The organism is Leucobacter sp. cx-42, assembly GCF_014529985.1.
GTDB lineage: Bacteria > Actinomycetota > Actinomycetes > Actinomycetales > Microbacteriaceae > Leucobacter.
In genome coordinates this window covers 255,512-282,047 of record NZ_JACVMU010000001.1, presented here as the reverse complement: position 1 = coordinate 282,047, position 26,536 = coordinate 255,512, and the positions used below count along the sequence as shown (strand labels likewise).

General features: G+C 61.2%; 31 protein-coding genes and 1 tRNA gene. 21 read left to right on the top strand and 11 right to left on the bottom strand.

The annotated features are described in order from the left end of the window. Window positions 1–66: 66 nt before the first annotated feature. The 3 genes from sufU to ICM05_RS01335 form a co-directional block, all read right to left on the bottom strand. The gene (sufU, locus tag ICM05_RS01345) at window positions 67–540 is read right to left on the bottom strand and encodes a Fe-S cluster assembly sulfur transfer protein SufU (protein WP_188022755.1); all 474 of its coding nucleotides are present in this window, start codon (window positions 538–540) and stop codon (window positions 67–69) included. Then, on the bottom strand, window positions 537–1,853 hold the full coding sequence (locus tag ICM05_RS01340; protein WP_188022754.1) for an aminotransferase class V-fold PLP-dependent enzyme: 1,317 nt from the start codon (window positions 1,851–1,853) through the stop codon (window positions 537–539). Before ICM05_RS01340 ends, sufU begins: the two co-directional genes overlap by 4 nt. Before the next feature lie 63 nt (window positions 1,854–1,916). Further along, on the bottom strand, window positions 1,917–3,188 hold the full coding sequence (locus tag ICM05_RS01335; protein WP_188022753.1) for an MFS transporter: 1,272 nt from the start codon (window positions 3,186–3,188) through the stop codon (window positions 1,917–1,919). 33 nt (window positions 3,189–3,221) lie between these two features. On the opposite strand from ICM05_RS01335, the gene rsmI reads away from it, so the two are divergent. The 7 genes from rsmI to ICM05_RS01300 all read left to right on the top strand — a co-directional run bounded on the left by rsmI (window position 3,222) and on the right by ICM05_RS01300 (window position 10,693). Then, a complete protein-coding gene (rsmI, locus tag ICM05_RS01330) occupies window positions 3,222–4,070 on the top strand; it encodes a 16S rRNA (cytidine(1402)-2'-O)-methyltransferase (protein ID WP_188022752.1) in 849 nt (282 codons plus the stop codon). Window positions 4,071–4,155: 85 nt separating this feature from the next. Then, window positions 4,156–4,671, top strand: a complete 516-nt coding sequence (locus ICM05_RS01325; RefSeq protein ID WP_215401715.1) for a hypothetical protein — start codon at window positions 4,156–4,158, stop codon at window positions 4,669–4,671. A gap of 91 nt (window positions 4,672–4,762) precedes the next feature. Beyond that, window positions 4,763–5,788: an FKBP-type peptidyl-prolyl cis-trans isomerase gene (locus ICM05_RS01320; RefSeq protein WP_188022751.1), complete on the top strand. Its 1,026-nt coding sequence runs from the start codon at window positions 4,763–4,765 to the stop codon at window positions 5,786–5,788. A 64-nt stretch (window positions 5,789–5,852) separates the two neighbouring features. After that, on the top strand, window positions 5,853–6,941 hold the full coding sequence (gene dxr, locus ICM05_RS01315) for a 1-deoxy-D-xylulose-5-phosphate reductoisomerase (protein ID WP_188022750.1): 1,089 nt from the start codon (window positions 5,853–5,855) through the stop codon (window positions 6,939–6,941). A gap of 63 nt (window positions 6,942–7,004) precedes the next feature. Beyond that, window positions 7,005–8,378, top strand: a complete 1,374-nt coding sequence (locus ICM05_RS01310) for an RIP metalloprotease (protein ID WP_188023009.1) — start codon at window positions 7,005–7,007, stop codon at window positions 8,376–8,378. Window positions 8,379–8,435: 57 nt separating this feature from the next. Next, complete coding sequence (gene ispG / locus ICM05_RS01305; RefSeq protein WP_188023008.1) at window positions 8,436–9,566, top strand: flavodoxin-dependent (E)-4-hydroxy-3-methylbut-2-enyl-diphosphate synthase; 1,131 nt, start codon at window positions 8,436–8,438, stop codon at window positions 9,564–9,566. A gap of 77 nt (window positions 9,567–9,643) precedes the next feature. Continuing rightward, the gene (locus ICM05_RS01300) at window positions 9,644–10,693 is read left to right on the top strand and encodes a TIGR00730 family Rossman fold protein (RefSeq protein ID WP_188022749.1); all 1,050 of its coding nucleotides are present in this window, start codon (window positions 9,644–9,646) and stop codon (window positions 10,691–10,693) included. 3 nt (window positions 10,694–10,696) lie between these two features. Here ICM05_RS01300 and ICM05_RS01295 read toward each other — a convergent pair whose 3' ends face one another. After that, window positions 10,697–13,063: an excinuclease ABC subunit UvrA gene (locus ICM05_RS01295; protein ID WP_188022748.1), complete on the bottom strand. Its 2,367-nt coding sequence runs from the start codon at window positions 13,061–13,063 to the stop codon at window positions 10,697–10,699. A gap of 83 nt (window positions 13,064–13,146) precedes the next feature. Here ICM05_RS01295 and ICM05_RS01290 point away from each other — a divergent pair, with 83 nt between their 5' ends. Further along, window positions 13,147–14,064 carry a type II CAAX prenyl endopeptidase Rce1 family protein gene (locus ICM05_RS01290; protein WP_370566760.1) on the top strand — a complete coding sequence of 306 codons (918 nt, stop codon included), beginning with the start codon at window positions 13,147–13,149 and terminating at the stop codon, window positions 14,062–14,064. A 27-nt stretch (window positions 14,065–14,091) separates the two neighbouring features. Here the strand turns inward: ICM05_RS01290 and aroQ are convergent, their stop codons facing one another. After that, a complete protein-coding gene (gene aroQ / locus ICM05_RS01285; RefSeq protein WP_188022747.1) occupies window positions 14,092–14,535 on the bottom strand; it encodes a type II 3-dehydroquinate dehydratase in 444 nt (147 codons plus the stop codon). Between the two features lie 86 nt (window positions 14,536–14,621). Here aroQ and trmB point away from each other — a divergent pair, with 86 nt between their 5' ends. Both trmB and ICM05_RS01275 read left to right on the top strand, forming a co-directional pair. Further along, window positions 14,622–15,368 (top strand): tRNA (guanosine(46)-N7)-methyltransferase TrmB, encoded by a 747-nt coding sequence (gene trmB, locus ICM05_RS01280; protein ID WP_188023006.1) that lies wholly within the window; start codon window positions 14,622–14,624, stop codon window positions 15,366–15,368. Window positions 15,369–15,565: 197 nt separating this feature from the next. Then, entirely contained in the window at window positions 15,566–16,927 is a 1,362-nt protein-coding gene (locus tag ICM05_RS01275; protein ID WP_188022746.1) for an MFS transporter, read from the top strand. 227 nt (window positions 16,928–17,154) lie between these two features. Here ICM05_RS01275 and trxA read toward each other — a convergent pair whose 3' ends face one another. Both trxA and ICM05_RS01265 read right to left on the bottom strand, forming a co-directional pair. Next, window positions 17,155–17,538, bottom strand: coding sequence for a thioredoxin (gene trxA, locus ICM05_RS01270; protein WP_188022745.1), 384 nt, complete (start codon window positions 17,536–17,538; stop codon window positions 17,155–17,157). 81 nt (window positions 17,539–17,619) lie between these two features. Next, window positions 17,620–17,805, bottom strand: a complete 186-nt coding sequence (locus ICM05_RS01265) for a hypothetical protein (RefSeq protein WP_188022744.1) — start codon at window positions 17,803–17,805, stop codon at window positions 17,620–17,622. Between the two features lie 176 nt (window positions 17,806–17,981). Between ICM05_RS01265 and ICM05_RS01260 the strand changes: the two genes are divergently transcribed. Next, window positions 17,982–18,054, top strand: a tRNA-Arg gene (locus tag ICM05_RS01260). A 148-nt stretch (window positions 18,055–18,202) separates the two neighbouring features. Here ICM05_RS01260 and ICM05_RS01255 read toward each other — a convergent pair. The 3 genes from ICM05_RS01255 to ICM05_RS01245 all read right to left on the bottom strand — a co-directional run bounded on the left by ICM05_RS01255 (window position 18,203) and on the right by ICM05_RS01245 (window position 20,429). Beyond that, complete coding sequence (locus ICM05_RS01255; RefSeq protein ID WP_188022743.1) at window positions 18,203–19,513, bottom strand: site-specific integrase; 1,311 nt, start codon at window positions 19,511–19,513, stop codon at window positions 18,203–18,205. Then, window positions 19,513–19,893 (bottom strand): hypothetical protein, encoded by a 381-nt coding sequence (locus ICM05_RS01250; RefSeq protein WP_188022742.1) that lies wholly within the window; start codon window positions 19,891–19,893, stop codon window positions 19,513–19,515. The genes ICM05_RS01255 and ICM05_RS01250 overlap by 1 nt, the downstream gene beginning before the upstream one ends. An 83-nt stretch (window positions 19,894–19,976) precedes the next feature. Continuing rightward, on the bottom strand, window positions 19,977–20,429 hold the full coding sequence (locus ICM05_RS01245) for a helix-turn-helix transcriptional regulator (RefSeq protein WP_188022741.1): 453 nt from the start codon (window positions 20,427–20,429) through the stop codon (window positions 19,977–19,979). A 96-nt stretch (window positions 20,430–20,525) separates the two neighbouring features. Here ICM05_RS01245 and ICM05_RS12875 point away from each other — a divergent pair, with 96 nt between their 5' ends. From ICM05_RS12875 to ICM05_RS01230, 3 genes are read left to right on the top strand one after another with little or no spacing between them, the layout of a single operon-like run. Beyond that, window positions 20,526–20,888: a helix-turn-helix transcriptional regulator gene (locus tag ICM05_RS12875; RefSeq protein ID WP_188022740.1), complete on the top strand. Its 363-nt coding sequence runs from the start codon at window positions 20,526–20,528 to the stop codon at window positions 20,886–20,888. After that, window positions 20,774–21,079, top strand: a complete 306-nt coding sequence (locus ICM05_RS01235; RefSeq protein ID WP_188023039.1) for a hypothetical protein — start codon at window positions 20,774–20,776, stop codon at window positions 21,077–21,079. Before ICM05_RS12875 ends, ICM05_RS01235 begins: the two co-directional genes overlap by 115 nt. A gap of 11 nt (window positions 21,080–21,090) precedes the next feature. Then, entirely contained in the window at window positions 21,091–21,882 is a 792-nt protein-coding gene (locus tag ICM05_RS01230) for a Rha family transcriptional regulator (protein WP_215401714.1), read from the top strand. A 5-nt stretch (window positions 21,883–21,887) separates the two neighbouring features. On the opposite strand, the gene ICM05_RS01225 is transcribed toward ICM05_RS01230, so the two are convergent. Then, the gene (locus tag ICM05_RS01225; protein ID WP_188022739.1) at window positions 21,888–22,511 is read right to left on the bottom strand and encodes a hypothetical protein; all 624 of its coding nucleotides are present in this window, start codon (window positions 22,509–22,511) and stop codon (window positions 21,888–21,890) included. A 119-nt stretch (window positions 22,512–22,630) separates the two neighbouring features. Between ICM05_RS01225 and ICM05_RS01220 the strand changes: the two genes are divergently transcribed. From ICM05_RS01220 to ICM05_RS01195, 7 genes are all read left to right on the top strand, one after another. Continuing rightward, on the top strand, window positions 22,631–22,870 hold the full coding sequence (locus ICM05_RS01220; protein ID WP_188022738.1) for a hypothetical protein: 240 nt from the start codon (window positions 22,631–22,633) through the stop codon (window positions 22,868–22,870). Between the two features lie 38 nt (window positions 22,871–22,908). Further along, complete coding sequence (locus ICM05_RS12650; protein ID WP_255498877.1) at window positions 22,909–23,031, top strand: hypothetical protein; 123 nt, start codon at window positions 22,909–22,911, stop codon at window positions 23,029–23,031. Further along, window positions 23,028–23,435 (top strand): hypothetical protein, encoded by a 408-nt coding sequence (locus ICM05_RS01215; protein WP_188022737.1) that lies wholly within the window; start codon window positions 23,028–23,030, stop codon window positions 23,433–23,435. Before ICM05_RS12650 ends, ICM05_RS01215 begins: the two co-directional genes overlap by 4 nt. Before the next feature lie 285 nt (window positions 23,436–23,720). Continuing rightward, on the top strand, window positions 23,721–24,617 hold the full coding sequence (locus ICM05_RS01210) for a PD-(D/E)XK nuclease-like domain-containing protein (protein WP_188022736.1): 897 nt from the start codon (window positions 23,721–23,723) through the stop codon (window positions 24,615–24,617). After that, entirely contained in the window at window positions 24,614–25,465 is an 852-nt protein-coding gene (locus tag ICM05_RS01205) for an AAA family ATPase (protein WP_188022735.1), read from the top strand. The genes ICM05_RS01210 and ICM05_RS01205 overlap by 4 nt, the downstream gene beginning before the upstream one ends. Before the next feature lie 254 nt (window positions 25,466–25,719). Beyond that, window positions 25,720–26,253, top strand: a complete 534-nt coding sequence (locus ICM05_RS01200; protein ID WP_188022734.1) for a hypothetical protein — start codon at window positions 25,720–25,722, stop codon at window positions 26,251–26,253. After that, complete coding sequence (locus tag ICM05_RS01195) at window positions 26,250–26,465, top strand: hypothetical protein (protein ID WP_188022733.1); 216 nt, start codon at window positions 26,250–26,252, stop codon at window positions 26,463–26,465. Before ICM05_RS01200 ends, ICM05_RS01195 begins: the two co-directional genes overlap by 4 nt. The last annotated feature ends 71 nt before the right edge of the window (window positions 26,466–26,536 follow it).

Genomic DNA, 26,536 nt, shown 5'->3' with positions numbered 1-26,536 from the left:
AGGCGAGAAACGACAAAATCGGCGCCCACAGAAGCCTGTGAGCGCCGATAGTCGGAAAAGCGAAACCTATACGGCTTGCTGCGCCTCAACCTTGGTGAGGTCAGCTTCGAGCGCAACCCAACCAAGCATCGCGCACTTCACACGCATGACGAACTTTGAGACGCCCTGCAGTGCAACAGCGTCGCCGAGCAGGTCTTCATCGGGTTCGCCTTCGCCGCGTGCCTGGATCATTTCGCGGAACGCAGCGATGCGGGTACGAGCCTCGTCCATGGTGAGCTTCTCGTCGCGCACGAGCTGCGCGAGAATCGACACCGAAGCCATCGAGATCGAGCAGCCCTGGCCTTCCCAGGAGAGCTGCGAGATGTGGCCGGTCTCGGGGTCGACCGCGATTGCGAGGTCGAGCTCATCGCCACAGCTCGGGTTGAACTCGTGGTGCGACGCCGTAAGCGCACCCTCAGCCGGCGTTAGCTCGCCCTTACCGATGGGTCGCTTCGAATGATCGAGAATGACCTCTTGGTACAGTCCGTCGAGCGAATTCACGCGGACACCTCCACTCCAAAGTACCGCTGAGCGCCGCGGAGCGCGTCAAGGAATCGATCGACCTCGTCCTTGGTAGTTGTCATGTGCACGCTCGCACGCGTCGATGACGCAATGCCGAACGCGCGGTGCAGGGGCTGTGCGCAATGGTGGCCGACGCGCACAACGACGCCCTCCTGATCGAGGAACTGGCCCACGTCGTGCGCGTGCAGATTCTCGACGGAAACTGCTGCGAGCGAAGTACGCTGCGCAGTTGAGTTCGATGCCGGGCCGAGCAGGCTCACGCCGGGGATTTCTTCGATGCCTGCGACGAGGTGCTCGACGAGCAGGTCCTCGGTTGCCGCGATTCGCTCCATGTCGGCAGCGACCAGGTAGTCGACAGCCGCGCCGAGTGCCACGATCTGCGAGACGGGCTGCGTGCCAGGCTCGAAGCGGAGGGGCGGCGGCATGAACTCGGCACGCTCCATGGTGACGCGGGTGATGGCGGATCCGCCAGTGCGCGACGGGGGCAGCGCTGCGAGCATTTCTGGGCGACCGTACAAGACGCCGATGCCGTTCGGGCCGAGCATCTTGTGGCCGGAGAACGCGGCGAAATCAACGCCGAGCTCTTCGAAGTTCACGGGGATGTGGGGGACCGCCTGGCAGGAGTCGAGCACGGTGACCGCACCGACCGCGCGTGCGAGCTCGACGAGCTCTGCGACGGGCGCAATGTAACCGGTGACGTTCGAGACGTGGCCAAATGCGAATACGCGAGTGCGCTCGTTGAGTGCCTCACGGGCGTCATCGACGGTCCAGGTGCCATCGGGGCGAACCGGGATGTACTTGAGCGTTGCACCGGTCTTTGCTGCAAGGCGCTGCCACGGGATGAGGTTTGCGTGGTGCTCTGCCTCGGTCACGAGGATCTCGTCACCTGCGCCGAGTGCGAAGCGCTCGCTGCCCTCGGTGAACGCGCCGAGCGCGGTGCTCGCCTCGCCCATGCCCAAGGCCACGGTGTTGAGCGCGCCGGTCGCGTTGCCGGTCCACACGATCTGTTCGGGGGTTGCTGCGCCAACGAACGCGGCAACCTTTGCACGTGCGCCCTCGAACGCCTCGGTCGCGGCACCAACGGCACCGCTCGTGCCGCGGTGAACCGCGGCATTGAGGTTCTCGAGGAAGTAACGCTCGGTATCGAGAACCTGCGTCGGACGATGCGACGTTGCTACGGAATCGAGGTACGCAGCGCCGCCCTCGCGGTCCTGCGTAACAAAGTACGGGAAGTCAGCACGGAACCCGGCGACCTCTGCTGGCGAAAAAGGCTCTCTGGACATGTTCTCCATTCTTCCATTGAACCCAACCACGGGGAAACGGTTTCTATTCCCCGCGTCACGGTCCGTAAAGACTCAGTCGTCGGCACCCGCGCGAGCGGGTGCAGGCGTTAGGAACCAGTTCACCGCGCCGAGCACCAGGCCGAACGCCCCAGCGAAGAGGGGCAGCATGAGTGAGAATCGCACCTCGCCGGTTGCCTGCAGCTCATTCTCTGAGATGGTTCCGGTGAACGCGGCAGCGAGCGACTGACCGAGGATGATGCCCGAACCGAGCATCGTCATGACCGTTGCCGAGCGACCGTGTGGGCTGCGGGCGGTGCCAAAGGTGTAGAGCGTGACGAGCAACGGGCCGACACCGATGCCCATGATGCTGAGTGCGAGGATGATCCGCGGCATTCCAGCATCGTGCGCGGTGGCGAGAATCACGCCGCCCACGGTGACAAAGATCGAGAATACGAGCCAGCGCGCACGGAGCGTGAAACGGGGCGAGAAGAGCGAGACCGCGAGGGCGAGAATGGCGGATCCGACGCCCATTGCGCCATACACGAGACCTGCGGCCTCAGGGTCGCCGTGCTCCTGCATGTATGCGGTGAGCGAGGTGAGGGTCGTACCGAAGACCAAACCAACGCTCGCGATGCCGAGCACAATCACGAGGAGGCGCGGGCGGAACAGCTCGCTGACGGGAGCGGCTGCTTCCTTTTCTGTGCTTGCGGTCGGGGCGAGCTTCGCCGAGGGATGCAGTGCGAACGCAGTGACGCAGAGCAGCGTGAGCACTGCAGCAGCAATGATCGGGGCGCCGGCGTTGAACGTCGTCGCGAGGAGACCGACGATGACAGGGCCGAACACGAAGACGACCTCATCAGCCGCCGACTCGTACGCGAGCGTGCTCGACGTGACTTTGCCCTGGCGATCAATCGGCAAGAACCGGCGAATGATCGCAACCAGGCGGGCACGCGACATGGGGGAGGTCTGTGGGCTTGTCGCGCCAACGGCAAACGCTGCGGCGAACACTGCAACGTTTGGCAGTTCGCTATATGCCACCCACACCAGCGAGACGAGGGCCGCGCTGTGCAGGACAGCGGTAATGAGGAGTACCGGGCGCTGGCCATAGCGATCCGCCGCCGCACCAATGAGTGGCCCGATCGCGGCAGAACCGATGCCGACCATTGCGGAGCCGAGACCACCAAGCTGCATCGATCCGCGCGCGGACACTACGATCGTCAGCACGCCGATCACCATCATGGCGAACGGCAGGCGCGCGATGAGCGCGAGTGGGAAGTAGGTGAAGCCGGTCTGAGCGATCAGGCCGGGCCCCTGAGACGACGAGGAAGCGTTGGTGTTGGGCATAGCCTGCCCAGACTAACAGCGTACGATGGGAGCATGATCGTCCTTGCTGCGACCCCTATTGGAAACCTCGGGGACGTCTCGCTCCGTTTGCGCGAAACCCTGTCGAATGCGCGGGTGATCGCTGCTGAAGATACGCGAAAGACCATCCAGCTCATGCGTCTGCTCGAGATCGAGAACCGGCCAGAGCTCATCGCGCTGCACGACCACAACGAGCATGAGCGCGCTGCGTCGCTCGTGGAGCGTGCCCGCACCGAGGACATCGTCCTTGTGAGTGACGCAGGTATGCCCACGGTCTCGGACCCCGGGTTCCGTGTCGTGCAGCTCGCAGCCGAACAGGGCGTCGATGTCACCGTGATCCCCGGCCCCTCGGCCGTCGTCTCGGCACTCGCAATCGCGGGCCTGCCGACTGACCGCTTCGCCTTCGAGGGCTTCCTCCCTCGCAAAGCAGGCGAGCGCGAGCGCATGATCGCCGAGCTCGCTGGCGAGCGTCGCACCCTCGTCTTCTTCGAATCACCGAACCGCATCGCCAAGTCGCTTGCCGATCTTGCAACCGGGTTTGGCGCGGATCGCCCAGCAGCGGTCTGCCGCGAACTCACGAAGATGCACGAGGAGGTCCGCCGGGGTGGGCTCGCAGAGCTCGCCACCTGGGCAGAGGACGGCGTGCGCGGCGAGATCGTACTCGTTGTCGGTGGCGCCCCCGAGATGGTCATTGATGAGGCATCCGCGCTCGACGCCGTGCTCGCACGCGCAGAAGCCGGCATGCGCCTGAAAGACGCCACCCGCGAGGTGGCGGCAGAGACCGGCCGTTCCGCCAGGGAGCTGTACGAAGCAGCGCTCGCAGCGAAGCCAGCTGGCAGCAAGCCAGGCAAGGCACGTAAGTAGTGTGAGGGGCGCGGGCTTCACACCGAGCCCGGGCTTGTCCAGACGATATCCGTACGACCAGCAGCCGTAGGAGGCACGAAGCACAATGGGACGCAATTCAAAGCAGCAGACACCCAAGGTACCCGCGGTTCCGGTTGGGCTGATCCGCACGGAGCTGTGGCGCTTTGCCATTCCCGTCCTCTGGCTCGGCATGGTGCTCGCGATCTCGTTCCTCGAAGCACCGCTGAAGTTCCAGGCAGACGGCATCACGATTCCGCTCGGTCTCGGCATTGGCCGCCTGGTATTCGCCGCGCTTAATACCGCAGAGGGCATCCTGCTGCTCGCCTACACCGTGCTCGCATTCTGGCCAGCGGCCTACCGCGCCGTTGGCGTACGTGTCTGGGTCTGGCTCGCGCTCGCCGCCGTATTCGTGTTTAAGGTGTCGGTCGTTCGCCCGCCGCTCAACGCGCGCACCGATCAGGTCATCGCAGGCGCTGAGCCAGGCCAGTCGCCGTGGCACTACATCTACATCGGTGCTGACATTGTGACCGTGCTGCTCTTGCTGCTGCTCACCGCCCTGTCCGGAAAGGCGCTCATGCAGCGCGTGACCCGGGCCGCATAGAGGTTTCTTAAGTTTCTCAGCCACTTCGCCACTCAATTACGAGAGAATAGCGAAGGCGCCCAATTCTCTACGAGTAAGGACACTCAATACTGTGAAGCGCAAACACGTCATCGTTCCCGCTGTGGTTGCGACCGCGGCACTCCTGCTGACCGGCTGCTCGTCGTCGAACGGCCCGAGCAAGGATGCACGCGGCGAAGCCTGCATCGCGGCAGGCTCCGTCAGTGACTCGATCAAGGTCAAGACGAGCGAAGATACGCCGTCGCTCGAAACCAAGACCCCGATCAAGGCCACCTCGGTAGAACGCACCGTTCTCAAGGCAGGCAAGGGCGACGTCGTTGCAGACGGCGGATCGATCAACATCTCGTTCCTCGTATACAACGGTGCTGACGGTGCGGCAATCAACGGCGCAAGCGAGACCCTCGTGCAGAACACCGCCGGCCTTTACACCGGCACCGAATGGGTAGACGACCTCATTCGCTGCGCCGTACCTGGCCAGCAGGCGGCACTCACCATGCCCGCAACCGACTTCTTCGGCGACGACCTCGCAGCAGCAGGCGCACCCGAGGGAGTGAAGAAGGACACCGCGATTGTGGTCGTCGCAGACTTCACCGCAGCGGAAGACGCCGAGCCTGACACCGGTGGCAGCTCGGACTCGCTGAGCCCCGACCAGCTGCTCAAGAAGGCAGAAGGCACCGCACAGGCAGCGCCCGAAGGCTTCCCCAAGGTCGAGCTCGCTGAAGACGGCGAACCCACCATCACCATGCCTGAGGGCGCAGCAGCTCCCACCAAGCTCGAGATCGCAACGATCATTGAGGGTGAGGGCGACGTCGTCAACCCCGGCGACACCGTGTACGTCAACTACAAGGGCGTGATCTGGAGCACCGGCGAAGAGTTCGACTCAAGCTGGAGCCGTGGCGAGCCCACCCCGTTCCCGACGACCGGCGTCATCCCCGGCTTCCAGAAGGCACTCGAGGGCCAGAAGGTCGGCTCGCAGATCATCTCGATCGTGCCGCCCTCGGAAGGCTACGGCGCAGACGGCCTCCAGCAGATGGGCCACGAGCCTGACGCGGTCATGGTCTTCGTCCTCGACATCGTCGGAGTACTTCCCGCGAAGTAGTCAGGTCTGACCCCGCCCAGGCGGGCGTCACGCAGACGAGAGACGCGCCTCATACAATTGCTGTATGAGGCGCGTCGTTATTTTGGGGTCAACTGGTTCGATCGGTGTGCAGGGGCTCGATGTCATTCGAGCGAACCCTGGCAAGTACGAGGTCGTTGGCCTCGCGGTCGGCAGCAACGTCGAGCGCATGCGCGAGCAGGCCGCAGAGTTCGGCGTGCGTCACACCGCGGTCGGCGCTGACGAAGCCGCCCAGCTGGTGCGCGATGTTGACGCCGACGTCGTGCTCAACGGCATCACCGGTTCGGTTGGCCTCGGCCCAACCCTCGCAGCGCTTGAAAGCGGCCGCACGCTCGCGCTCGCAAACAAGGAATCGCTCATCGTCGGTGGCGATCTCGTCACGAAGCTCGCGAAGCCTGGCCAGATTGTGCCCGTCGATTCAGAGCACTCTGCGATTGCGCAGGCGTTGCGCTCTGGCGAGAAGCACGAGGTGCGCCGCCTCGTGTTGACGGCCTCCGGCGGCCCGTTCCGCGGTCGCAGCCGCGCTGAGCTCGCTGACGTGACCCCCGCGCAGGCGCTCAACCACCCGACGTGGGACATGGGTCGCGTCGTCACGACAAACTCCGCCACCCTCGTGAACAAGGGTCTCGAGGTCATCGAAGCACACCTGCTCTTCGACGTGCCGTTCTCGGCTATCGACGTCGTGGTGCACCCACAGTCCATCGTGCACTCGATGGTCGAGTTCGTCGACGGCTCCACCATCGCGCAGGCGTCGCCGCCCGATATGCGCCTTCCGATCGCGCTCGGCCTCGAATGGCCGAACCGCGTACCCGGCGTTGGCGCGCCCCTCGACTGGACCAAGGCCACCTCTTGGGACTTCCAGCCCCTCGACGCAGAAGCGTTCCCCGCGGTTGACCTCGCGAAGCACGTGGGCCAGGCACGACTGACCTACCCCGCGGTGTTCAACGCGGCAAACGAGGAAGCCGTCGATGCGTTCCATGATGGGCGGATCGGTTTCCTCGACATCGTCGACACCGTGCGGGAAGTTGTCGAACAACACGAAGCACCCACAACCCTCACGATTGAGACGCTTTCTGAGGCTGAGCGTTGGGCACGTGAGCGTGCGCAGGGCGTCATTGCCGCTCGCGGGAAGTAAGCGCAGAGAAAGATCCGCGCCACTCGGCGCAGCCACAGTGTTGAGCGGTAGCCTGACACAGTGATGGACATTCTGCTGTACGTGCTCGGCATCCTCATTCTGGTTGTCGGCCTCGCCCTCTCTATTGGGCTGCACGAAATCGGACACCTGCTTCCGGCGAAGCTGTTTGGTGTGCGGGTTTCGCAGTACATGCTGGGTTTCGGCAAGACGATCTGGTCGAAGCGCAAGGGCGAGACTGAGTATGGCGTCAAGATGATTCCGCTTGGTGGGTACGTCGCGATGAGCGGCATGTACCCGCCGAAGAAGCCTGGTGAGGCGCCCCGCGACTCAACAACCGGCTTCATGAACTCAGTCGCCGAAGAGGGCGCGACTGCGGTGCGCAGCAAGGGCATTGGTGCGCTCGTCGACGATGCGCGCGAGGCGAGTGCTGAGACGATCGTTGAGGGCGAAGACCACCGCAGCTTCTACCAGCTTCCTGTCTGGAAGAAAATCGTCATCATGCTCGGCGGTCCGTTCATGAACCTCGTCATTGCATTCCTGTGCTTCACGGTGTTCCTCACCGCATTCGGCCTGCCGCAAAACACGACGACGCTCGGCAGTGTCAGTGCGTGCCTCGTGCCGGCGAATAGCTCGGCGACAGCGTGCACCGACGAGTCACCCGCCGCCCCCGCTGCCGCAGCCGGCCTGCAACCGGGCGACCGTCTGCTCGCGCTCGACGGTGTTGAGGTGACTGACTGGGCGCAGTTCCGCGACACCGTTGGTGAGTCCCCGAACCAGGCGATCGAAGTGCTCGTCGAACGCGACGGGACTGAGCAGACGTTCACGCTCGTCCCCGCTTCGAATGAGCGCACCATGACCGATGCCGAAGGCAACGTATTGAAGGACGCTGACGGCAAGGTGCGCACCGAGCTCGTTGGCATGGTCGGTGTAACGCCAGCGAGCGAGATGGTCCCGCAAAGCATCACCGAGGTGCCCGCGTACGTCGGCAACAACATCGTGCAGGTTGCGAACGTGATTGTGCGCATGCCCGAGCGCATGGTCGCCGTCTGGAACGCGGCGTTCGGGCCAGACGAGCGTGAGATCGACGGCCCCATCAGTGTCGTCGGCGTTGGCCGCCTTGCGGGCGAGGTCGTATCACTCGATGCACCGATTTCTGCCCGAGTGCAGACAATGGTCGGCCTGGTCGGCTCGCTGAACGTTGCGCTCTTCGTCTTCAACCTCGTGCCGCTCATGCCGCTCGACGGCGGCCACATTATTGGTGCGCTCTATGAGGGCGTGAAACGCCGTCTCGCAAAGCTCTTTGGCAAGCCGGATCCCGGCCCCATCGACACCGCCAAAATGGTCCCCATCACTATGGTCGTGGTGGTTGTGCTTGGCGCAATGACCGCGCTGCTCATCTACGCAGACCTCGTCAAGCCGGTCTCGCTCTTCGGTTAACACCTCAGACACAGCCCAGATCGCTAGACTAGTGGTGTGGCAGCAGTAAATTTGGGAATGCCGAAGGTCCCCGAGGTGCTCGCACCCCGGCGAAAGTCGCGCGAGATTAACGTCGGTTCGGTCAAGGTCGGCGGCAACGCACCGATCTCGGTGCAGTCGATGACTACGACGCCGACGACCAACATCAACGCAACGCTTCAGCAGATCGCTGAGCTCACCGCAGCGGGTTGTGACATTGTTCGTGTCGCGTGCCCGTCGCGCGATGACGCAGACGTGTTGCCGATCATCGCGGCGAAGAGCCAGATTCCGGTGATCGCTGATATTCACTTCCAGCCGAACTACGTGTACGCGGCGATTGACGCAGGCTGCGCAGCAGTCCGCGTGAACCCCGGCAACATTCGTAAGTTCGATGATCAGGTGGGTGAGATCGCGCGGCGCGCGAAGGCAGCGGGTACCTCGCTGCGTATCGGCGTCAACGCTGGCTCGCTCGATCGTCGTCTCCTCGAGAAGTACGGTAAGCCGACCGCAGAAGCACTCGTTGAGAGCGCTGTCTGGGAGGCTTCGCTGTTCGAAGAGCACGACTTCCATGACTTCAAGATTTCGGTCAAGCACAATGACCCCATCGTGATGGTGAAGGCCTACCGCATGCTCGCTGAGCGCGGTGACTGGCCCCTCCACCTTGGCGTGACCGAGGCCGGTCCCGCATTCCAGGGCACAATCAAGAGCGCAACCGCGTTCGGTGCACTGCTCGCTGAGGGTATTGGCGACACGATCCGCGTATCGCTCTCGGCTCCTCCCGTTGAGGAGATCAAGGTCGGACTGCAGATCCTGCAGTCGCTGAACCTGCGTGAACGCAAGCTCGAGATCGTCTCGTGCCCCTCGTGTGGTCGTGCACAGGTCGACGTCTACACGCTCGCTGAAGAGGTCACCAAGGGCCTCGAAGGCATGACCGTGCCGCTGCGCGTTGCCGTCATGGGCTGCGTCGTGAACGGCCCCGGTGAGGCGCGTGAGGCAGACCTCGGTGTCGCGTCGGGCAACGGCAAGGGTCAGATCTTTGTGAAGGGTGAGGTTATCAAGACCGTTCCCGAGTCGGAGATCGTTGCGACCCTCATCGAAGAAGCGAACCGCATCGCAGAAGAGATCGGTCACAAGACCGAGTCGGGTACGCCCGACGTCTTCCTCGGCTAATTGCTTTTCTCAGGCCCCCTCGCGCACACACTGCGAGGGGGCCTGAGTCGTACCCTGGCAGCTGCTAGGGTGCGAATATGAGTAAGCGACCATTTGCGGATCTTGGCCTCCATGCTGTTCTGAACGAGGAGATCGATCGGATCCTGACCGATGCTGGCATCGAATCCGACAAAGACTTGGTGGCGCGGATCATCGCATCCGGTCTCGGACTCGGCCAGGACGATGCGAGCCGCTTGAACCTCAAGATCTCGGCGGCTGCGCTTGAAGAAATGCGCAAGGCGTTTCGTCTCTTCTCACCGTTCGTGGACAAGCCAAAGGCGACGATCTTTGGCTCTGCCCGAACGAGTCCGACCGACCCGCTCTCGCAGCAGGCGGAGGAAGTTGCGCGCCAACTCGCAGACGCGGGATGGATGCTCGTGACCGGTGCTGGCCCCGGAATCATGGCGGCTGCAAACCTCGGTGCCGGGCTAGACAACTCGCTTGGTGTCTCGATCAGCCTGCCGTTTGAGGCGCCGTCTGAGACTGAGCGCGAAGACCTTCGCGTCACGATGAAGTATTTCTTCACCCGCAAGCTCATGCTGGTGAAAGAGTCGAGCGCGTTCGTGGCGCTGCCAGGTGGTTTCGGCACTATGGACGAAGTGTTCGAGTTGCTCACGCTGCAGCAGACCGGCAAGGCAGAGCCCGCTCCGATCGTGCTGCTTGACAGCTTCGGCGGGAACTACTGGGAGCACTTCCGAACGTTCATCATCGATGAGCTGGAAGGCGGCGGTTATACGACGCCTGGTGATCTCGACCGTGTCCTCATTACCCACTCGGCCGACGAGGCTGTTGCTGAGGTGCTGCGGTTCTGGCGCAACTACGATTCGATTCGTTGGGTCGGCGATGAACTCGTGTTGCGGGTGCGGGCGACGCCGAGCGATGCCGAGATGGAGTCGCTCAACGCGCGGTTCGGAAGCCTGTGCGCCACTGGCGGGATCGAGATCACTGAGCCGTTGCCGCCCGAGGTACGTGATGCAGATCAGCTCCACCTTCCGCGGATCAAGCTCACACTTGAACCACGAAAGGTGGGGGAGCTGCATCGCCTCATTCGAATGCTGAACGACCTGCCGTCGGCTATGAGTGCGTAGGCCCTACTTCACGTACTCGGCGAGGTGCTGCGCGGTGAGTGTCTTGCCTTCGGCGATCAGGTCGGCAGGTGAGCCCTCGAACACGATCTTGCCGCCGTGCGTGCCAGCACCGGGACCGAGATCGATGATCCAGTCTGCGTGTGCCATGACGGCCTGGTGATGCTCGATCACGATGACACTCTTGCCAGCGTCAACCAGTCGATCGAGCAGCGCGAGGAGATTCTCGACGTCTGCAAGGTGCAGGCCGGTGGTCGGCTCATCGAGCACGTAGAGGTCTGCGTCTTCGAGCATGCGGATGGCGAGTTTCAGGCGCTGACGTTCGCCGCCTGACAGCGTCGAGAGCGGCTGGCCGAGCGAGAGGTAGCCGAGGCCGACATCGACGAGACGGTCGAGGATCTTGACGGCCTTGGGAACCTTGCTCTCAGCAGCGGCGAAGAAATCTCGCGCATCGCTCATCGAGAGTTCAAAGACCTCGGCGATGTTCTTCCCGCCAAGCGTGTACTCGAGCACGTCTGCTTGGAAGCGCTTGCCTTCGCACACCTGGCACACGTTCTCGACGGTTGCCATCATGCCGAGATCGGTGACGGTAGTGCCGGTGCCCTTACACTCGGGGCACGCGCCCTCCGAGTTCGCGCTGAAGAGCGCAGGTTTAACGCCGTTCGCCTTGGCAAATGCCGTGCGTACGGGGTCGAGCAGGCCGGTGTAAGTCGCGGGATTTGAACGCTTAGAGCCCTTGATGGCACCCTGGTCGACCGCGACGACGCCCTCCTGGCCTGCGACGTAGCCGTTGATGAGTGTGCTCTTGCCAGAGCCAGCAACGCCGGTCACCACGCAGAGCACGCCGAGCGGAATGTTGACGTCGATCGACTGCAGGTTGTGGCGGTCTGCGCCACGCACCTCGAGTGCGCCAGTCGCCGAGCGCACCGAGGGCTTGAGCGCCGCACGGTCGTCGAAGTGACGGCCGGTGAGGGTGTGGGAAGCGCGGAGCTCTTCGACGGTGCCTTCGAAGCAGATTTCGCCGCCATGTGAGCCCGCACCGGGGCCGAGATCGACCACGTGATCGGCAATCTCCACCATTTCTGGTTTGTGCTCGACAACAAGTACGGTGTTGCCCTTGTCACGCAGCTTCAGGAGCAGGCCATTCATGCGCTGAATGTCGTGCGGGTGGAGGCCGATCGAGGGCTCGTCGAACACGTAGGTCGCGTCGGTGATGGGCGAGCCAAGGTGACGAATCATTTTTGTGCGCTGCGACTCGCCACCCGAGAGGGTGCCAGCTGCGCGGTCAAGGCTCAGGTAGCCGAGGCCAATTTGCACGAAGGAATCGAGCGTATCGAGAAGTTTCGCGAGGAGGGGAGCGAGCCCCGGCTCGTCAATCGTGCGCACCCACTCCGCAAGGTCAGAGATCTGCATGGCGCAGGCGTCGGCAATGCTCTTCCCGTCGATCTTGGATGAGCGTGCGCCAGCATTGAGGCGGGTGCCCTCGCACTCCGGGCACGCGCGGAAGACGATGGCGCGATCAACGAACGCGCGCACGTGCGACTGCATCGCCTCGCGGTCCTTTGACAACATCGACTTCTTGATACGGGGAATCATGCCCTCATACGTGAGGTTGGTACCGTCGACCTTGATCTTGGTGGGCTCTTTGTAAAGCAGATCATCGAGCTGCTCGGGCGTGAAATCACGGATGGGGATGTCCATCGGGAGGACTCCGCCAAACACACGGCCGTACCAGCCGTCCATGCTGAAGCCGGGCACCTTGAGTGCACCGTCGCTGAGCGACTTCGAGTCGTCATACACCTCGGTGAGGTTGAAGTCACTGACCGAGCCGCGGCCCTCGCAGTGGGGGCACATGCCGCCGACGACCTCGAAGCTGCGGCGTTCTTTCACCTTCTTGCCGCCCTTTTCGAAGGTCACCGCGCCGGCACCTGAGATTGAGGCAACGTTAAACGAGAACGCATTGGGGGAGCCCAGGTGCGGCGTACCGAGGCGCGAGAAGACGATGCGCAGCATCGCGTTCACGTCGGTTGCCGTGCCAACGGTCGAGCGTGGGTTTGCACCCATGCGTTCTTGGTCAACAATGATCGCTGTGGTGAGGCCTTCAAGCACGTCGACATCAGGTCGATCTTGGCTCGGCATGAAGCCCTGGACGAAGGCGCTGTAAGTCTCGTTCATGAGACGCTGCGACTCTGCCGCAATTGTCGCAAACACGAGTGAGCTCTTGCCTGAGCCTGAGACACCGGTAAACGCGGTGAGGCGCCGCTTCGGAAGCTCAATGCTCACGTTCTTCAGGTTGTTCTCGCGGGCGCCACTCACGATGATGCGCGTGTGGCTGTCAGCAGGGTGCAGCTGGGATTCGGTGCGATCAGTCATGGAGATAGCGTACTTCGGACCACTGACATTGTGAGGTACGAATTCACGTTTTCTTCAAGGCACTGGGATAGCCTCAAAGAGTGATCGACCCCATCGCGTCTGCCGCGCCCCGCACACTCGTGCCCAGCGTCAAGCCGTGGCACGTCATTGCTGCGGTGCTGACGGTGCTCGCTGCTCCCGCGTTCTTTGTCTTCGGCGACATTTGGGCCGGTGTCATCTTGCTCGGGCTTGGCCTCGCCGCTGCCTGGTACGCCGACCGTGGCGGCTGCGTTGACACGGCGACCGGTGCGAGTTGCTCGGTGCCGCTGCCGCGATCCGCCCCAGGTGAAGCCCGCCCGCCCAGCCTGCTGCGTGACCTTTCGCTCATTGCGATGGGACTCGGCATCATCAGGCTGATCCCGCTCGCGGCGGAGCTCGATACCTGGTCGATGGTGCGGTTCACGCTCGCGCTCGGTGGCGCGGTAGCGGTGCCGTACTTGGTCTCGCGGTTTGTCTATCGCGATCGCGCGACCGGATTCCCGTGGCGACCGGGGCTGCCCTGGGGGTGCCTGCACTGGACCTGGCTCGCGGCCGTGGTCGTGCTCGCGTGGCTGATTCTGCCGTGGTACTTCATCACGTCGGGGGTGTACGCGAACTGGCCCGTCGTCGACGATGCGAACCTCATCACGCGCCTGTTTGTCGGCGTTGGCGCGGTCGGGATCTGGGACGAACTCTTCTTCATTTGCACGGTCTTCCACGTGCTGCTGCGCCACTTCCCGGTCTGGCTCGCGAACATGCTCCAGGCGGTGGTGTTCGTGTCGTTCCTGTGGGAGCTTGGCTACCGGTCTTGGGGACCGTTGCTCACAATTCCGTTCGCGCTCGTGCAGGGAATTATTTTCGTCCGCACCCGCTCGCTCGGCTATGTGGTGACGGTGCACCTCATCTTCGACGCGATTGTGTTCGCAGTGCTGGTGCACGCGCACAATCCGGGCATGCTGAATATCTTCCCGCTCGTGGGGTAGCGGGTATTGGCGGATCAGCGCCAGTGGCTATTGGCCCGCGAGCAGCGCCGCGATCCGCCGAACAGCGAACTCGTAGCCCTGCACGCCGCAGCCCACGATCACGCATTTCGCGATGGGGGAGACGTAGGAGTGGTGACGGAACTCCTCGCGCGCGTGCACGTTTGAGATATGTACCTCTGCGACGGGCAGTTCTGCGGCGATGAGCGCGTCGAGAATCGCCACTGACGTGTGCGTGAACGCTGCCGGGTTGATGACGATTGCCTCGCAATCCGTGCGCGCGGCATGAATCGCGTCGATGATGTCGCCCTCGTGGTTTGACTGCATCGCGCGCACCTCGAGGCCGAATTCGGCAGCGGTGTTGGTGACGAGATCAACCACGTCTGCCAGGGTCTCGTGGCCGTAAATGGCAGGCTCACGCGTGCCGAGCATGTTGAGGTTCGGGCCATTCACGAGCAGGATGCGGCGAGTCATAATCCCCATGTTAGTGCGCTCGCTTTGCGGTGTCTCAGTAAGCCCGACTACCGTTGTTCTTTGTGAGTGAAGATCAGAACCAGAATGTGGCCGCAGAGAACGAACACTCGGCCCGCCACAACAACCCCGAAACGTTCCGCGATGCCCCGGTGTCGTTCGTGCGCCGTAACGGCCGGACGACCGATTCGCAGGAGCGTGCGTGGGAGGAACTGAGCCCCCGCTTCCTGCTCGACATCCCGCACGGCCCCGCAACCGCGAGCCTCGCTGAGGGTGTCACGGGCGACCCCGAAGAGCTGTATGGCCGCAAGGCTCCGCTCATCGTTGAGGTCGGCTCGGGTCAGGGTCACGCGATCCTGAACGCAGCAGAGAACAACCCTGAAACCAACTTCCTTGCGGTTGAGGTCTACACGGGTGGCCTTGCGCGCACGATGATTCGTGCTGAGCGCCTCGACCTCGACAACCTGCGCCTCGCAGAGGTCAACGCACCCGAGCTGCTCGAGCGCTACCTCCCTGAGTCGTCGGTCGACGAGGTGTGGGTCTTCTTCCCGGACCCCTGGCCCAAGACCAAGCACCACAAGCGCCGACTAATTAGCCCCGAGTTCGCTGCGATCGTGCACCGCGCGCTGAAGCCCGGCGGCATCCTGCGCACCGCGACTGACTGGCAGGAGTACGCAGACCACATGCGCGAGGTCATGGATGCAGTACCGCAGTTTGAGCGCGCGTTTGAGGGCGAATGGGCCGAGCGCTTCGACGGTCGCATCCTCACCGCCTTCGAGCAGAAGGGTCTCGACAAGGGCCGAGATATTCGCGATCTCACTTATCGCGCGGTCTGAGCGCCACTGAATTTGTGGGGGCGGATCCGCCCCAGCGAACGAAATCCCGCCCGGTCCCAGCACGTGGACCGGGCGGGATTTCGCGTCTTTTCGGGGTGCGCAGTCCCGGACCGGCGCAGTGGGTGGCGCGATCCGCCAACTATGAATGTCATTAATATGTCGGACGTGCTTGTGAAATCTGGCTTATGTTTCCAGGTATGTCCGAACCACACCAGACGACTCCAGAGTCGGTCTCGCAGCGCCTTGACGCGCTGCCCTTCACCCGTAAGCACCGCAAGATTCTTGTCGGCTCCGGCATTGGCTGGGCGCTCGACGCGATGGACGTCGGTCTCATCTCGTTCATCGTCGCCGCGCTCATCGCGCAGTGGGAGATCACCAAGGGCGAGGCTGGCCTTGTCGCCTCGATCGGCTTTGCCGGCATGGCGATCGGCGCAAGCTTCGGTGGCCTGCTCGCTGACAAGATCGGCCGCCGCCAGGTGTTCGCGATCACGCTCCTCATCTACGGTCTCGCTACCGGCGCGAGTGCGCTTGTTGGCGGCATCGGCGTTCTGCTTGTGTTCCGCTTCTTCGTGGGTCTGGGACTCGGTGCCGAGCTCCCGGTCGCATCGACGTACGTCAGTGAGTTTGCGCCGGCACGAATCCGCGGCCGCATCATCGTCATCCTCGAAGCGTTCTGGGCTGTCGGCTGGACCGCGTCGGCACTCATTGGTTACTTCGTCGTCCCCGCATCTGACAACGGCTGGCGCTGGGCCTTCGCGATCGGCGCGATTCCCGCGGTGTACGCCCTCATTGTGCGCTGGGCACTGCCTGAGTCGCCGCGCTGGCTCGCCGGCCGTGGTCGCCTCGACGAGGCTGAGAAGATCGTTGCTGACTTCGAGAAGTCGGCAGGCACCGCACGTATCGCACAGGTGGCCCCTGAGGTAGAAGAAAACCCCGCCGAGCAGATTGGTGCTCCGGGCAAGTCACGCGTTGGGGCGCTCTGGTCGAAGGAATTCCGAGGCCGCACCGCGGCGATCTGGACCGTCTGGTTCTGCGTAAACTTCGCCTACTACGGCGCATTCATCTGGATCCCGAGCATCCTCGTTGACGCCGGATTCCCGCTTGTGAAGTCGTTCGGCTTCACCCTCATCATCACCCTCGCTCAGCTGCCCGGCTATGCCGTCGCCGCATGGCTCATTGAGAAGTGGGGCCGCCGCCTCACGCTGTCGGTGTTCCTCGTTGGTTCGGCCGCCTCGGCGATTGCCTTCGGTACGGTCCACGCCGAGCCTGCGATCATCGCCTCTGGCATGGCGCTGTCGTTCTTCAACCTTGGCGCGTGGGGTGCACTGTACGCGGTCACCCCCGAGCTATACCCGACCTCACTGCGCGGCACCGGAGCTGGCTGGGCCGCAGGCGTCGGCCGTATCGCGTCGATCATCGCGCCGCTGCTCGTGCCCGTGCTGCTCGTGGCTGGCGGATCGGGCGTCACCTTCGGCGTCTTCGCTGTCTTCTTCTTCATTGCGGCCGCGGCTGCTTGGGGACTGGTGGAGCGCGGTGGTCGAGCGCTTGATGCGCGCTAGCGGATCCGCCCACACGTAACGAAGGAGGGGCAAGCACCTAGTGGTGCTTGCCCCTCCGTCTCAGTTCAACAACGCGATTAGGCGTTGCAGCTGCAGCGATCTGCCTCAGCGACGCCCGCAAGCGCCTCCTCGATGTGGCTGCCGCAGCCAGCCCAGGTCGGCTTGTTGCAGTTCTCGCAGGTTACTCGTGCGCACATGGTGTGATTCCTTAAATATTGTGTGAGTGATTAGTTGGCGGAGTCGGCGTTTGCCGCTTCCTGCTCAGCAATCTGGCGACGGACATCGTCCATGTCGAGGTCGCGAGCGCCCTGAATGAGCTGCTCAAGCTGTGGGCCAGGCAGTGCGCCGGGCTGCGCGAAGACCAGAATGCCATCACGGAAAATCATCAGCGTGGGAATCGACGTGATCTGGAACTGAGCCGCGAGCTGCTGCTCAGCCTCGGTGTCGACCTTGCCGAACACGATGTCGGCGTGAGTCTCTGAAGCCTTCTCGTAGGTCGGCGCGAAGTTGCGGCACGGGCCGCACCATTCTGCCCAGAAGTCAACGAAGAGGATGCCCTCGGCGTCGACAGCTGCCTGGAAGTTCTCAGTGGTGAGCGTTTTCGTAGCCATAATGATGATCCTTGCAGAAAGAGATAGGAAAAGTCAGTGTAAAAGCGGGTCGGCCGCTCGAAAAGTGCCCGCTGGGGAGGCTTAGCGGCCGAACAGGCGCGCGAAGAAACCGGGGCGGCTTTCCTTGGCCGCATTGATTTCGGCCTGGGTGTGCTTGCCGTTGCACCACTGTGCCGCGGGAACGCCGCGCTTGACGGACGAGATGTGCTGGCCACAGCCAGCCCAGGTGGTCTTATTGCAGGTGCGGCAGGTGGTCGCTCGACACATAGTGGGCGGATCCTTTCGGAGACGGTTCCCGCGCGGTCGCGGGTTGGTGTTCGGTGAAATTATGATACCCCCGGGGGTATTGGTTTTGTCAAGTGGGAGGTCGCGAATTGGGGGAGATTGTGCGCAGGTGGCGTGGCGGCTTCTGGAAATGCGATAGGCTCGTTTTGCAAGTGTCCGCCTCCGTAGCTCAGGGGATAGAGCATCAGTTTCCGGTACTGAGGGTCGGGGGTTCGAATCCCTCCGGGGGCACTGCAAGCAAGAGAGAAACCCCCTCAACTTCGTTGATATTCAGCGAAAGTTGAGGGGGTTTTCTTGTTTTTGGAGCAAACGTATTCTGGCGCCGAGTAGTGCTGGGACACGATTGGGACACGATGGCAAAGTTCGCCAGGCTCCCAAGTCATCCTGTTAGTTCGAGTGGGGCCTTCACTTCGATGGCTCGTTGTCGCCCTACAAGATCCAGGACTTGGTCTAACTTGTCAGGCCACATGTGCCCGTAGATGTTGAGGGTCTCGGTAGCGTCCTTGTGTCCAAGCATGAGTTGCACAATCTTCACATCGGCTCCGGCAGCGATTGAATGTGATGCGGCAGTATGCCTTAGATCGTGGATCCTAAAGCCTTCCGGGTACTCGCGAAGTGCCATTAGCTTTCGCCATGTGTGGAAGTACCAGCGCTTCCGGTCAATGACGACGCCCCGTTTGGAGAGGAAGACCCAGTCCTTGCTATCGCGTCCTGCCGTAATGCTGCCGATAAGCGCCATGATGAAGTCGGGGACAGGAACTGCGCGAGCTTGTTTACCTTTGGGGCTGCCGATGACCTTCGTGTCGTTCTCGTCTTCTGTCCAAGTGCGCACGATGTTTGCGCGCAGCCTTTCCGGTTCCAGATCGTGGATCTGTAAGGCGAGCGCTTCGCTGATCCGTGCTCCCGTGTATGCAAGGAATAGAACCAAGACAGCATCGGTTGGCCATTTTCGGAGATCATAGGCATCCCTGGCGAGCTGCTCAACCTGAGCGAAAGTTAGAACTGGAAGTTTTTCAGGCTTCATCTCAGGCTGCGGGAGTTCAACATTTGCAAGTGGGTTCGTCGTGATCCAGTGCTCCTTCAAGGCGTAGCGAATAACGCTGCCGAAAGTGGCCCGAACGATGTGGTCGATATACGTTGCTGAAGCTGGCTTAGGGGTGCGGACCGTGGCTTTGATGTGCTTGTTCTTGTCGAATGAGAACGGTGCTGTTCCTTTTTCGAGCTGTGTTACCCATTTGTCGATTTTGACGCGTGTGATGGCTCCGATCGGCAACTTCCCCCACTTGGGGATTACGTAGTTGTCGAGCTCGCGGCGATAGCGGCCACGTGTCGAACCTTTGATTCGGCGCTTGGATTCGTACCAGAGTTCGGCAACCTCCGAGAACGGGCGCTCTTTATCTGCAGGGTCAATGTAGCGACCCATGCGAATGTCGTCCTCCAATTCGGCGCGGTAGGTGTCGGCCTCGCTTTTGGTTGCAAAAAGGCGCGCCTTGGTCTTCTGCTCCATTGCGTCTTCCCAGGTGACGCGCCAGCGCTTACCACGACCAAATCGGCCAGAGCGAAACTGGTCGGGCAAGGTCTTGATTGCCTTTAGTTGAGCGGCGGATGGTGGCACTTTCATTGAGCTACCATCTGGCAGTTCGACAACTGCATCTTTTACCCACAGGTCGGTCACCCATGCTTTAGCCATTATGCGGCCTTCCTGAGTTGGTCTTGGTAATACGCCATAAATTGTCCTCGTGTGATGCCGATTTCGAGGCAGATGTGGTCGTAGTCGCCGTGGATCTTGGTTAAGTCTGCCCATTGGTTTGGGTCGGTTAGTATGCGTGCTGAAATGAGATCTGCACGGTTCTCAAAGCGCGGGTAGTGTCCGCCTGGATCGCTGTTGATGACATGTACCCATTCGTGGGTGAGCGTTGGGCGCAGCATCATCGGGTGAAGTGCCTCATCGACGATGATGAGGTTTCTGCGGGGTATCCAGATTGCGTCGTTCTTGTGGAGCTGGTGCTGGATAATTTGGACGCCTCGATCCGCGAGACGTTCTAGCGGGTCAAATGCGGGGTCGTACATGTGGTCTCCAATCTGAAATTGGGTGCACTGAGTCACCCCCGGGCGCTTAGAGGGTGCGCCCGGGGCCGCGGGTGGCTCGTCAGTTACGGGGTGTGTTCTTCGGGCTCTACGCCCTTTTTCTGGGCGGCATAAAGGCCGGCCCATTCTTCTTCTACGTTCTCGGGTATTTCTTCGGTGCTCGCATTCTGCCCGAAGCCACCGACAATCACGTTGCTTTCATGCTCGCCTGGGTAGCTGTAATCCTCTGACGAGTCTTCAGGGTGCATGGTCCCGTCACGCTCGCCGTGCTCGAGGCAAAGGCGGCTGTAGGCATCCTCGACGATGGTGTGTGGTTCCACATCAATCACTTCGCATGCTTCTGCGAACACAGAGAGTGGAATCTCAACTTTTCCGTTGAGCCACCGGTTGAATGCAGCTGGACTCCGCTGCATCTCTGTCGCCACGGCCTTCGCTGTCTTGCCCTGCGTGATGATGCGGCCCTTGAGTGCCAGCCCAACGTAGCGGGCGAACAGTTCGGAGCGATCTCGTTTGTTCATAGGGATACAGTAGCACTCATTTCGAGCAACGCAAGTGCTCATATTGATAATCGCACCATGTTGACAGTTGTCTGCTCGCGCAATTAGATTGTTCATATGAGCAATCACGTCACGGAAAGCACCGCGAAGGCGGTGCGAGAAGCCATCGGCCAATCAGGTCGATCGAAGCGTTCCATTTCTGATGAAACCGGAATTCCTTACCCAACTCTGAACCGAAAGCTTTCAGGGAAGACAGAGTTCACGTTCCGCGAACTCTTCTTGCTGTCCGATGTACTGGGCGTAGCGCCATGGACGCTGACCCCACCTGAGTTCACTCGCCCGCTGCAGCCAGCGAGGGCAGCGCGATGGCCACCATCACCAGCCTTGATGAAGTGCGCGATGGGAAACGGGCTCCTGATGGGTTTGAGGATCTACCGCCCATCATGTCGGCACCGAAGCTGGCTGAGCACCTCGAGTTAGACCCGAAGACGCTCGAGCGGTGGCGCAAGACATGGCCGAACGGCGACTGCACGGGGCCGCGGTTCTCGAAAGCCCCAGGGACGAAGCTTTACCGGTACTACCGGCGCGACGTACTCACTTGGCTCGATGAGGGCCTCATGGAAGAAGAAAAGCCCGTGGTTGCAGCCACGGGCCAGAACATAAACGCCTAGGAGGGCAATCAATGTCTGAGGTACAGACTATCAACATCATCGAGCACGCGGACGGTGAACTTCGAGTTTCATCGCTGATCGTTGCTGGTCGCACCGATACGCAGCACGCTTCAGTGCTTCGAGTCATTCGCGACAACCTGGGCGACTTCGAGGCATTCGGCTTGGTCGGATTTGAAATCGCACCAAGAGTGCCTGGCCAGCATGGCGGCGGCGACACCATTTATGCGCTACTGAACGAACAGCAGGCAACCTTGCTTGTCACGTTCATGCGCAACAGTGATGTTGTCCGTGCATTCAAGGTCGAACTCGTGAAGCAGTTCTACGCGATGCGTCAGGCGCTCGCCGCACCGGCACTGCCTGTCTCGTATGCGGACGCGCTTCGTGAACTCGCTCTTACGGTCGAGACCAAGGAGCGGCTTGAGCTGCAGGCTGAGCGGGACGCGCCGAAGGTTGCGTATGTGGAGACGTTCGTTGCTGACGGTGATCTGCGTTTGCTGCGGAACGTGGCGAAGTCGCTCGGCATGACTGAGGGGGAGTTGCGTTCTGACTTGCTTGCTCGGAAGTGGATCTATGCGGAGTACATGACACGTTGGTCTGAGTCGAAGCAGGAGAAGGAGACTGCGGCCAGGTACTCTGCTGATTCGAAGAAGACGCGATACTTCACACCTGTGCCGAACCATAACGCGCCACGTTTCAAGGGCGAGGTGATGCACACGTTGAAGATCACGCCTGCTGGTGCGGTGGCTATCGCGCGGTTGTACGGCAAGACTGCTGACCTCGTGGCTCAGGCGGTGACGGCATGAGCGACTCAGTCGGGCTGAATGCTAGCGAGACGGTGATCTTGGCTGTAGACAACCTTCTTGCCAAGCTCCGTGGAGAAGACAACATGCTCTTCAATGAAATGGAACTGCTGAACCATGCTCACCGCTTGAGCGGCAGCGAGACGCGCAGCAAATGGGTGGCCCGTCTCGGGCCGGGCGGGAGGTACCTGTTCCCTCAAGCACTCGTCTCGGATTTCGGGGAGCCACACATCGATATGTTCACCGATCCCAACAAGTTTCGCTTGCCGCTCGCCTTGAACCTCATCAACGGTGATCCTCGCGGTTACGTCGATGGCTGGCTCGTGGCCAGTGTTTACGAGCCGGTACATTCCGGGTTCGTGCCAGTGGCCTTCCCACTTGACTGTGGACTCGCTGTTTTGAACAGTAATCTGCCGTTCGATGAGCGCGTTCGCCTCTTCTGCAATGCGGTTCGCTTCTACGGCTATCTGATTGGAACGGTGAGCGGCTTCGAGCGCATCCCCCGCGATCTCGTTCGCAGCTTCTGCCTTGTCGTTCGCCTTCTTCGCACTGCGGTGGGCAGCCCAGGACGCGAGTAACGAAGCGATAGCGACTATTGCGGAGATCAGAAACCCGCCCATTTCGATGGTCATAGCTAAACCGTAGCCACTTTTCGAGGGTTTCGACCCTACCGGTGCTTTGTGCACCCAAAACCAACTTGTCGTATCCGTGCTTCGGCGCGGGCGACGTTAAGCCGAAAGGGGCGTTTGTCGTGCCCAAAATTACCGAAACGTTTTTGAAGAAGCTCGCACTCGATATGGGGTACTCGGCGCGGCGTTCGAAGCAGTATGCGCGTCATATTGTTTCTGCGCCGTGGTTCCCGGTCGTGGTTGAGACGTTCACGATGCCGTCAGTGATCACGTATTCGGATCCCACTGGTGAGGACGCGATTCACAACCTTCTCACTGCGGGGTTGATGGGGAATGTCGGGCGTGAGATTGCTGCTGGTTAGCCGATCTCACACAAGTTTCGACAGAGAAGGGGTCGCTGATGACTACCGGTTATGTGTTGTCACATCTCGCGCTTGGTGCTGCACCGGTCGTGTTCATGGTGTGCGAAAAGTATGTGCCACTCCTGCTGGTGTGGCTCGGATTCAAGGAGGAAAGCAAATGACGGTAACGCGTGATGAATGGGACGAGCAATGCTCACGGTGGCGCTGGCCTGAGGGTGAGAACCTCGTCGTTTACCCGCTCGGTGAAGGCCGTGTTCGTGTGCTTGATGAACGGACTGGCGTCACCTGGCAGGTACTGAAAGAAGAAGTGGACATCGACTCTGGTGTCCCTCAGCTGTACCGGTCAGCAGCTCGCGACTATTTCACAGCGCATGAGCCGAAGCCGTGGCACGAGGCGAAGCCTGGCGAAGTGTGGCTGCTCGAGTCAGGGGCTCTTGAAACAGCGCAGGTCGTTGATGGCTACTCGACGTTCAGACCGTGGGGTGTCGATGTGAAGAGCAACGGAAACGCACGAGGCACGATCACCGCTGGTCGTCGTATTTGGCCGGAGGCGGCTGATGCGTAGTGACGTGTGTAACAGCAACAAGCCAGTAAAGCCGCTGCGTCGGAAGGGTCACATGTGCGGGTTGTGCTTCACCCCGCACGCTAACGAGGGAAACAAGGACTGCCCGAATCGTGACGAGAACAAGCGACAGCCGAAGAAGCACGCTGCTCAGATCAGTCCATACCTGCAAGAAGGTGACGGGCGGCCTGACGGACGCACAACCGAGGATGTTGAGGCTGATGAGGTCTTGGCGTGGAACGAATCACAACACATTGACTGTCTCGTAGACGGGGGAAGGGAGGACTGGTGAGCGAGCTCATGAATCGAGAAGGCGTTGTCTACGGCATGTCCGAGGATGAATACCACGGGCATGGCGAGTTCGAGCAATTCCGTCTTGCGGAGTTCTCGTCGTCTGGTGCGAAAGCGATTCTCAAATCTGCGGCGCACTACGACTGGGAATACAACAAGGGAAACAGCAAGCGCACCCGCGCGATGGATATTGGCACGGCCACTCATGCGCTCGTGCTCGAGGGGCGTGACGTTACCGCGCCGTGGCCTGATGACATGCTGACTGCTAGCGGGAGGCGTTCCACAGGCAAGGATGCGCAGTCGTGGATCGCGGAGCAAGAAGCCGCTGGTCTGATCATCGTGAGTGAAGACGAGCTCAAAGCAATCACGACGATGGCTGACAATATTCGCCTGCACCCAGACTGCGGGCCCGCGCTCGAGCAGGCTGGAAGCCCTGAGGTGTCGTGCTTCGGGGTGTGCCCCGAGACGGGGTTGCCGCTGCGGAGCCGCTTCGACTTCATGCCAGATGATCATCATGTCGCACTGGATCTCAAGACCGCGATGGACGCTTCTCTCAAGGGGTTCACGCGCGCTATCGAAGATCGGCAGTACGACGTGCAATACGGCCACTACATGGATCTTGCTGAGATTGTCGGCATCGATCACATCAAAGACATGCTGTTCATCGCTGTCGAGAATGTGCCGCCGTACAACGTCAACGTGATCCAACTCAACCAGGACTGGAAAGACATGGGGCACGTGCGCGCGTACGCTGCACGCCGTCGACTCATCCAGTCGCTCGAGAGTGGAGTGTGGCCGGGCTACCCGGCTGGCGTTAAGACCGCTTCGCCGCCGCCGTGGGCGGTCAACCGATACCAAGACGAACTCAGTGAAGAAATGGACGCAATGCGATGAGTGACATTCTGAACCAGCAACCACAGCAGCCGACACCAGTGCAGGCAGCAAAGCGGGCAAAGCCAGCCCCGCCGACACTCGTGACACGTAAACCTTCAGGACTGCCGTCATGGCCGGTGATCCTTCTGGCTGGGCGTGAGAAGACAGGTAAGAGCTATCACGCTGCGCTCGCGTCGAGCTCGGCGCTGATCGGTCGCGCGTTCTGGCTCGGCTTCGGTGAGAAAGACCCAGACGAGTACGGCGCGATCCCAGGCGCACGATTCGAGATCGTTGAGTACGACGGAACACTGACTGGGCTGCAGCAGCTCACCAGGGCAGTGGTCGAGCAGCCACACGAAGACGGCAAACCAAACCTGATCGTTGTGGACTCTGGCACGGTCATCTGGGACACGTTGCGCGACAAAGCAACGTGGATGGCTCGTCAACGCGGATCGATCAACAAGAACACGGGTGAACCGATTGTCGGCATGGACTTGTGGAACCAGGTCACTGGCGAATGGAACAGCTTTCTGCGTGCGCTTCGAGCACACAACGGGCCAGTGATCATCACTGCCCGTATGGACACCACGACCGTGATGAACGACCGCGGGCAGCCGACAGCGGCAAAACAGGACAAGGTCAAAGGCCAACGCAACCTCGCATACGACGTTGACGCAATTATCGAAATGCCAACTCGAGGCCAGGCAACACTTACTGGCGCCCGCTCAGTGATCCACAAAATGCCAGAACGAATGGACATCGAGGACTTCGACACGAAGGGCATCGACTGGCTTTGGCGTTCTCTTGGCCTCGACCGGCATGCCGCGGCGCAGGCGGTCTACACAGAAGCGGCACCAGTTGATGAGTAGTCGCTACTTCCCGCTGCCTAGTTGCAGTGCTTGTTCAGGCTCGGGCTGGTGTGAAACCAGTTCGGGCCTTTCTCATGCGTGCAAGTGCACGACAAAACCATTGGAGGAATCTTGATTGACGAAGAGATCATGCTTGCGTTCAAAGCGGTGAAGGCTCTGCACGCGAAGGAACAGGTGAGCGGCGATCTCACGGTGTGTGCTCATTGCCGCACATCGTTCCCATGCCACACGGCACGAGCAGTAGGCGGTGTGGCATGAGCAAACGCCTATTCCCCGTGTTTGCGAGCACTACCGATAGCGGCGTGATCGCGGTAATCGAACGCAACAAGGCTGCAAAAGCTGAAGTGCGTGACCGTGCCACTGAATTCGCTAAGAAACATGGCGACCAGGACGGCAACTTCTACTACTCAACGTTCGCCGGCTACCGCTGCACCGGAATCGCCAGCAACGAGAAGCCAACAAGTGGGCGGTGGAAGAAAGCTCACCGAACCGCAAACGGCTGGATTCCATACGCGAACAATCCGTTGAATTCCGAATTTGAAGCGCTCGTGCACCAACCAGAGAAAGTCCCAGGAGTGCCCGACCTGCTGACAGGCGTTTCTGACAGCGACGGAATGATGCGTGTTGGAAACCCGACACTGATTGTCCTTGACGGTGTTGCCTACTCGGGTACCACGATCCAGGCATCAGACCTGTTCCCGGTTGAAGGCGGCTGGGCAGAGATTAAGGCATCTGAGTTCCACGCAGCGCTGGAAGACTACAACGAACGTCTCATGGGTGCGGAATGAGCGGTTTCGACTATAAGGCTGAGCTTGACGCTGTGCGTGCTCGCATCATCGCTGACACGAACCGTCGCTGTGTTGCTGCGTGGGATCGGACCCATGCCGAGACGCCTGGTGAACGGGCTGAACGTGAACCGGTAGCGAAGCCGAGTGCGTGGCGTGCGTTCATGGAAAGTATCAGCAGAGCCGTTGCGAACATCTGGCGACATCGTGAGTGACGGGAAGTTCTCGCCCGCGGTCGTTGATGTGATTTGGTCGCGTGATCACGGGTCTTGTGCGATCTGTTCAC

Coding starts and splice junctions, on each gene's coding strand:
- trxA (WP_188022745.1), bottom strand. CDS start 17,538: ATGGCTACGAAAACGCTCACCACTGAGAACTTCCAGGCAGCTGTCGAC.
- dxr (WP_188022750.1), top strand. CDS start 5,853: ATGAGGCGCGTCGTTATTTTGGGGTCAACTGGTTCGATCGGTGTGCAG.
- ICM05_RS01195 (WP_188022733.1), top strand. CDS start 26,250: ATGAGCGGTTTCGACTATAAGGCTGAGCTTGACGCTGTGCGTGCTCGC.
- ICM05_RS01225 (WP_188022739.1), bottom strand. CDS start 22,511: ATGACCATCGAAATGGGCGGGTTTCTGATCTCCGCAATAGTCGCTATC.
- ICM05_RS01235 (WP_188023039.1), top strand. CDS start 20,774: ATGGCCACCATCACCAGCCTTGATGAAGTGCGCGATGGGAAACGGGCT.
- ICM05_RS01275 (WP_188022746.1), top strand. CDS start 15,566: ATGTCCGAACCACACCAGACGACTCCAGAGTCGGTCTCGCAGCGCCTT.
- ICM05_RS01335 (WP_188022753.1), bottom strand. CDS start 3,188: ATGCCCAACACCAACGCTTCCTCGTCGTCTCAGGGGCCCGGCCTGATC.
- rsmI (WP_188022752.1), top strand. CDS start 3,222: ATGATCGTCCTTGCTGCGACCCCTATTGGAAACCTCGGGGACGTCTCG.
- ICM05_RS01245 (WP_188022741.1), bottom strand. CDS start 20,429: ATGAACAAACGAGATCGCTCCGAACTGTTCGCCCGCTACGTTGGGCTG.
- ICM05_RS01310 (WP_188023009.1), top strand. CDS start 7,005: ATGGACATTCTGCTGTACGTGCTCGGCATCCTCATTCTGGTTGTCGGC.
- ICM05_RS01250 (WP_188022742.1), bottom strand. CDS start 19,893: ATGTACGACCCCGCATTTGACCCGCTAGAACGTCTCGCGGATCGAGGC.
- ICM05_RS12875 (WP_188022740.1), top strand. CDS start 20,526: ATGAGCAATCACGTCACGGAAAGCACCGCGAAGGCGGTGCGAGAAGCC.
- ispG (WP_188023008.1), top strand. CDS start 8,436: ATGCCGAAGGTCCCCGAGGTGCTCGCACCCCGGCGAAAGTCGCGCGAG.
- ICM05_RS01325 (WP_215401715.1), top strand. CDS start 4,156: ATGGGACGCAATTCAAAGCAGCAGACACCCAAGGTACCCGCGGTTCCG.
- aroQ (WP_188022747.1), bottom strand. CDS start 14,535: ATGACTCGCCGCATCCTGCTCGTGAATGGCCCGAACCTCAACATGCTC.
- ICM05_RS01230 (WP_215401714.1), top strand. CDS start 21,091: ATGTCTGAGGTACAGACTATCAACATCATCGAGCACGCGGACGGTGAA.
- ICM05_RS01295 (WP_188022748.1), bottom strand. CDS start 13,063: ATGACTGATCGCACCGAATCCCAGCTGCACCCTGCTGACAGCCACACG.
- ICM05_RS01265 (WP_188022744.1), bottom strand. CDS start 17,805: ATGTGTCGAGCGACCACCTGCCGCACCTGCAATAAGACCACCTGGGCT.
- ICM05_RS01215 (WP_188022737.1), top strand. CDS start 23,028: ATGACGGTAACGCGTGATGAATGGGACGAGCAATGCTCACGGTGGCGC.
- ICM05_RS01300 (WP_188022749.1), top strand. CDS start 9,644: ATGAGTAAGCGACCATTTGCGGATCTTGGCCTCCATGCTGTTCTGAAC.
- ICM05_RS01255 (WP_188022743.1), bottom strand. CDS start 19,513: ATGGCTAAAGCATGGGTGACCGACCTGTGGGTAAAAGATGCAGTTGTC.
- ICM05_RS01200 (WP_188022734.1), top strand. CDS start 25,720: ATGAGCAAACGCCTATTCCCCGTGTTTGCGAGCACTACCGATAGCGGC.
- ICM05_RS01340 (WP_188022754.1), bottom strand. CDS start 1,853: ATGGAGAACATGTCCAGAGAGCCTTTTTCGCCAGCAGAGGTCGCCGGG.
- ICM05_RS01205 (WP_188022735.1), top strand. CDS start 24,614: ATGAGTGACATTCTGAACCAGCAACCACAGCAGCCGACACCAGTGCAG.
- ICM05_RS12650 (WP_255498877.1), top strand. CDS start 22,909: ATGACTACCGGTTATGTGTTGTCACATCTCGCGCTTGGTGCTGCACCG.